General features: G+C 67.1%; 7 protein-coding genes. 5 read left to right on the top strand and 2 right to left on the bottom strand.

Annotated elements, in window-relative coordinates; all coding sequences use genetic code 11:
- The coding region (locus tag R2733_00135; protein ID MEZ5374884.1) for a hypothetical protein at positions 1–226 on the top strand (226 nt) is incomplete at its 5' end.
- A gap of 289 nt (positions 227–515) precedes the next feature.
- Here the strand turns inward: R2733_00135 and R2733_00130 are convergent.
- Positions 516–1457 (bottom strand): helix-turn-helix domain-containing protein, encoded by a 942-nt coding sequence (locus R2733_00130; protein MEZ5374883.1) that lies wholly within the window; start codon positions 1455–1457, stop codon positions 516–518.
- A 106-nt stretch (positions 1458–1563) separates the two neighbouring features.
- Here R2733_00130 and R2733_00125 point away from each other — a divergent pair, with 106 nt between their 5' ends.
- The 3 genes from R2733_00125 (at position 1564) to R2733_00115 (ending at position 2917) form a co-directional block, all read left to right on the top strand.
- Positions 1564–1875 carry an antibiotic biosynthesis monooxygenase gene (locus R2733_00125; protein ID MEZ5374882.1) on the top strand — a complete coding sequence of 104 codons (312 nt, stop codon included), beginning with the start codon at positions 1564–1566 and terminating at the stop codon, positions 1873–1875.
- Positions 1876–2225: 350 nt separating this feature from the next.
- Positions 2226–2531, top strand: a complete 306-nt coding sequence (locus R2733_00120; protein ID MEZ5374881.1) for a transposase — start codon at positions 2226–2228, stop codon at positions 2529–2531.
- Between the two features lie 20 nt (positions 2532–2551).
- Positions 2552–2917: an IS3 family transposase gene (locus R2733_00115; GenBank protein ID MEZ5374880.1), complete on the top strand. Its 366-nt coding sequence runs from the start codon at positions 2552–2554 to the stop codon at positions 2915–2917.
- 24 nt (positions 2918–2941) lie between these two features.
- On the opposite strand, the gene R2733_00110 is transcribed toward R2733_00115, so the two are convergent.
- Positions 2942–4239 (bottom strand): IS3 family transposase gene (locus R2733_00110; GenBank protein MEZ5374879.1). Its coding sequence is split into 2 segments (ribosomal slippage): positions 2942–3924 and positions 3924–4239, totalling 1299 coding nucleotides; the frame shifts between segments, so codons are not numbered across the junction.
- Between R2733_00110 and R2733_00105 the strand changes: the two genes are divergently transcribed.
- Positions 4238–4777 carry an IS3 family transposase gene (locus tag R2733_00105; protein ID MEZ5374878.1) on the top strand — a complete coding sequence of 180 codons (540 nt, stop codon included), beginning with the start codon at positions 4238–4240 and terminating at the stop codon, positions 4775–4777. The genes R2733_00110 and R2733_00105 overlap by 2 nt on opposite strands.
- Positions 4778–5012: the final 235 nt, after the last annotated feature.

Genomic DNA, 5012 nt, shown 5'->3' with positions numbered 1-5012 from the left:
CCGCAAGGGTCTCACCATCGTCGAGGGCCAGGAGTCGCTGTACCGGATGCGAATGCAGGCCGCCTATGAGGCCGGCGACCGTGATGGCATCGTCCAGGCCTTCCACGAGGCACAGCGAGCCGCCGAGTCGTACGGCTACGCCGAAGAAGTCCAGCCCGAGACCCAGGCGCTCTTCGAGCAGCTCACGGCGACGCCGGGACGCGGCCGGGACACCGCCGACACCTGAGCCCTCCGAGAATATCGGTCACCCTGCCGTGCTCAGGATTGCCGGCTATCGGACGGGCCGGAACCTATCGGCGTCGTAGATATGCGCTCTGATCCGGCCGGTCGGGGGCAGTTCCGACGACGGGCGCCGCCAAACAATAGGTGACAGCGGCAGACGCTGTGAGCGGATATCGCTGCGCTGTGCATGTGTCGAGTGATCGGCCAGGGACGCCGCATCGGCATCGACGCGCAGTGCCGGTTCCGGTTCCGAACGGAGTTCTATTACACCGGCTACGCGCGTGGCGCTGGGCTCACGATCGGCGTCGTTGTCTGCGCAGGAGGGAGCGGAGTGTCTCGGCGTTTGCGTAGCCGACCCGCATGGCGATCTCGGCGGAGTTGAGGTCGGTGGTTGCCGAGAGATGCCGAGCCCGTTCGATGCGAAGACGTTGGACGAAGCCGAGCGGAGTGAGGTTGAGTGCCGAGCGGACTCGTCGTTCGAGGGTGCGCCGGCTGGTGCCGAGCGACTGCGCGACGGACGCGATGTCGAGCGGTTCGTCGAGGCGGGCGCGCACGAGGCGTTCGAACTCGACGACGATCGGGTCATCGTGGCGGAGGTGTTCGTAGGCGGCGAAGGCCGCCTGCGACGGGCGCTCGTCGATGAGGAGCAGTTTGGCGACGTGCTGGGCCAGGTCGGGGCTGATCGATCGCACGAGTGAGAGTGCGAGGTCGATGTGGGCGAAGGCGGCGCCGGCGGTGATGAGGTTTCCGTCGACCACGACCATGGTGTCGAGATCGAGGTCGACGGTCGGATAGCGCGTTCGGAACTCGGGCCCCAGGAACCAGCTGGTCGTCGCCCGCCGGTGGTGCATCCGTCCGGTCTCGGCGACGGTGAACACGCCGGTACACGCCGCAGCGATCTGGGTGGTCGCGTCGTCGAGCCGCGCGAGTGACTCGATGACCGAACGAGCATTTCGGCTCTGCAGCGCGTCGTTGGTGGCGGCGGCGGTGAGGGTTCCAAGCGCAGGGACGATGACGACGTCGAAGTCGCCGGACTCGGACAGCGGGTGCTCCACCGACAGGGTCATCGATGTCGTCGTGGTCACCCGTCGCTTCGGTCCGATGATGGCGAGTTCGATCGGGTCGATGTGTGGGTCGACATCGCCGCGGACTCCGTCGGCCACCCGCACGATGTCGATCACCGACGCGACCGCCGAGCCGAAGCAGCCATCGAGCGCGATCAGTCCGAAACGCATGGCGTGAACGGTAGCAATGCTGCCGTATGCGCCACTCCCCACCGCCCCCTTGCTTGTCGTACGTTGGACTCCTCATACGAACAACCCCGCAAGCAAGGAGACCACCGTGTCCACACCCACATCACTCCCGTACGCCTTCGTCGCCAAGATCGTCGCGGCCGATGGACAGCACGACGCGCTCGGCGATCTGCTCGCCAGCGCTGTCGAACTCGCCAACGATGAAGAAGGAACGATCGTCTGGTTCGCGGTCCGAACCCACCCCGACACCTTCTGGATCTTCGACGCATTTCCCGACGAGTCCGCTCGCGACACCCACGCCAACGGCGCCATCGTCGAAGCCCTGATGGCCAACCAGCAGCTCCTCGGCGCAGCGCCCGAGATCCTGCCGGCCGACGTCCTCGCGTCCAAGCTCCCGTAGTCCGCCACCGCACGAGACGATCGCGCCCCGCGGAGCGGTCGGGCCCAGTCGCCTCGACCCCCCGCACCACGCTGAACTGACAGACCCCCTCCCGCGGGCTCTCGGACCGTAGCAACGGGGCAGTTGAGACGGCTTGGAACGCCGGCTGGCGGCGCTGCCTGGGCCCTTTCGCGCCCGAGCTGGCGTTCCGCTGGATCATCTGCAGTACGACAGGCGCGCTCATAAGCGTGGCGCAATGCGCCAGGACCTCGACGCCGCGGTCCGCCAAGGCCAACGCCACATGGTCTGCCCCGGGTTCGGCGGAGTCGGGATTCTTGGATTCTTGGGGTGTTGTCCTCTAGGAGGACACCATGGGAAGGAAGGGATACCCGGCCGAGTTCCGGCGTCGGGTACTTGATCTGGTCGACGCTGGACGGCCGATAGCGGACATCGCCAGGGATCTCGGGATCTCGGATCAGACGGTCTACAACTGGCGTCGCCAGGACCGTGTTGACCGGGGCGTGGAGCCGGGGCTGAGCACCGGCGAGCGTGCCGAACTGGCCGCTGCCCGCAAGAAGATCCGCGAGCTCGAGTCGGAGCTGGCGGTGCACCGGCGAGCCAGCGAGCTCCTGAAGGAGTCGGCGGACCCAAAAGGCGGTTCGCGGCCGCCGACGTGATGGCCGCCGAGGGCCTGCCGGTGCAGACCTCGTGTCGAGTGCTCGGGATCTCGGTCTCGGGGTTCTTCCAGCGGCGCAAACGAGCGCCGTCAGCGCGGTCGGTTCGCCATGCCTGGCTGACCGACGCGATCCGCCAGGTCCACCTCGACTCGCGTGGCACCTACGGCGCACGGAGGGTCCATGCCGAGCTCACGATGGGTCACGGCATCGCGGTGGGCCACAACGCCGTCGAGCTGTTGATGCGCCGAGCCGGTCTGCAAGGCATCACCGGCCGGCCCAAGTTCCGACGGGTCGCGAACGTGGCGACCTCATCGGATCTGGTGACCCGCGACTTCGGCCGCTCGCAGGCGAACGAGCTGTGGGTCACTGATTCGGCCTGGGTTTGACGGGTGCTCGTCGGGTTGGTTTTCTCAGGCCGCGTCGGCCTGAGCGAGGGCACGGTAGTGGGCTGCTTCGACCTCTGCTGGGGTGGCGTCTCCGAGCTCGCTGTGGAGGCGGTTCTCGTTGAACCAGGAGACCCAGCGGCAGGTGGCGATCTCGAGGTCGTCGAGGCCCTTCCAGTGGCCGCCGTTGGCGGCCAGGGCGGCGGGGTTGCGGTGGAGCTCGGTCTTGTAGAGCGCGTTGACCGCTTCGGCCATCGCGTTATCGAAGCTGTCGCCGACGGTGCCGATCGAGGCTCGGGCTCCGAGCTCGGCGACGCGGTCGGTGTGGGCGATGGACGTGTATTGCGACCCGGCGTCGTGGTGGCAGATCAGGCCCTCGAGGCTCGATCCCCGGCGGGCCCAGGCGGCCATGTCCAGTGCGTCGACCACGAGGCTGGCGTGCATGGTGCGTGCTGCTTTCCAGCCGACGATCCGCCGGGAGAACACGTCGATCACGAACGCCACGTAGACCACACCGGACCACGTCGAGCAGTAGGTGAAGTCCGCCACCCACAGACGGTCGGGAGCGTCGGCTGTGAAGTTCCGCTTCACCAGATCCGGGGCGCGGACCGCGGCCGGATCAGCGTGGGTGGTGAAGCGCTTCTTCTCACGCGACGCTCCTCGGATCCCGTGCTCGCGCATCAGCCGGGCAACCTGGTCACGGCCAACATCGAGCCCGGCTCGGCGGACCGCCTTGGCGAGCTTGCGGCGGCCGTAGACGGAGTAGTTGTCGGTCCAGATCTTCTCGATCACAGGTCCCAGCTCGGCGTCTCGGATCTTCCGCTTACACGGTGGCCGGGTCTTGGCCGACCAGTAGGTGGTGGGGGCGATCTCCAACACTGCGCAGATCGGCTCGACCCCCCATCGCAGCCCACCGGACTCCTTGGTCCGGTGGGCGTCGATGAACTCAACAACCGCAGCAACCTCCTCAGAGGTCAGCGGCCTTACCTCCTCCGGGGACCGTCGAGCTCGGTCGCGAAGAAAACCGATGCCGCCTTGAGAATGTCGTTGGCCCGGCGAAGCTCCTTCACTTCGCGCTCGAGCTTCGCGATCTTCTCGGCATCGGCCGTGGTCGTGCCCGGACGCCTGCCCGAGTCGATGTCGGCGCGGTTGACCCAGCCCCGCAACGACTCCGTGCCCACGCCGAGCTCCCGGGCCACCCGAGTGATCACCCCGTGGGACTCGCCGGTCTCACGACGGATCTCCTGCACCATCCGGACCGCTCGCTCACGCAGCTCGTCCGGGTACTTCTGCGGCCTCCGCCGCCCATCGCTCTTGGTTGCCATGCTCTCATCCTCGTTTCCAAGTTCAGGAGCACCCGCGGATCCCAGGCCGATTCACACCGACATCACCGAACATCCGACCCGCGAAGGCAAGGTGTACTGCTGCGTGGTCCTCGACGCCTGGTCCCGGCGAGTCGTGGGCTGGTCGATCGACTCGTCACCGAACGCCGCGCTGGTCACGAACGCGCTCGGCATGGCCATCGACGGCCGCCGGCCAGCGGAGGGCACGACCGTGATCCACAGCGACCAGGGCACCCAGTTCACGTCGTGGGCGTTCACCCGCCGGGCGATCGACTCGGGGCTGCTGCCATCGATGGGCTCGAAGGGCGATTGCTACGACAACGCGATGATCGAGTCGTTCTGGAGCCGAATGCAGGTCGAGCTCCTCAACCGTCGACGCTGGAGCACCCGCGTCGAGCTCGCCACGGCGATCTTCGAGTACCTCGAGGTGTTCCACAACCGCCAGCGGCGACACTCCGCGCTAGGAATGCTCACACCCGTCGAGTTCGAAGCTCGACATGAACCAACGACAGCAGCCTGACGATCCCAGAAATCGCGGCTACGTCGAACCCGGGACACCCCAGAGCAGTCACCGAACCCGGGGTGCTTCACGTTGAGCGTCGCCGCCGATCACGGGAGCGGCCTACCATCGCCTCCTTCGACCGCGGGGGTTAGCCATGGGGTTCCTTGATCGCCTTCGTGAAGGCCGGGATCAGCGTCGGACGGCACGAGCACAACGCGCGTACACCGGAACAGTCGACACGTGGCTCAGCAAC

Source organism: Acidimicrobiales bacterium (assembly GCA_041394265.1).
Lineage (GTDB): Bacteria > Actinomycetota > Acidimicrobiia > Acidimicrobiales > SZUA-35 > JBBQUN01.
This window is presented reverse-complemented; position numbering and strand designations above follow the sequence as displayed.

Coding starts and splice junctions, on each gene's coding strand:
- R2733_00130 (MEZ5374883.1), bottom strand. CDS start 1,457: ATGCGTTTCGGACTGATCGCGCTCGATGGCTGCTTCGGCTCGGCGGTC.
- R2733_00120 (MEZ5374881.1), top strand. CDS start 2,226: ATGGGAAGGAAGGGATACCCGGCCGAGTTCCGGCGTCGGGTACTTGAT.
- R2733_00105 (MEZ5374878.1), top strand. CDS start 4,238: ATGCTCTCATCCTCGTTTCCAAGTTCAGGAGCACCCGCGGATCCCAGG.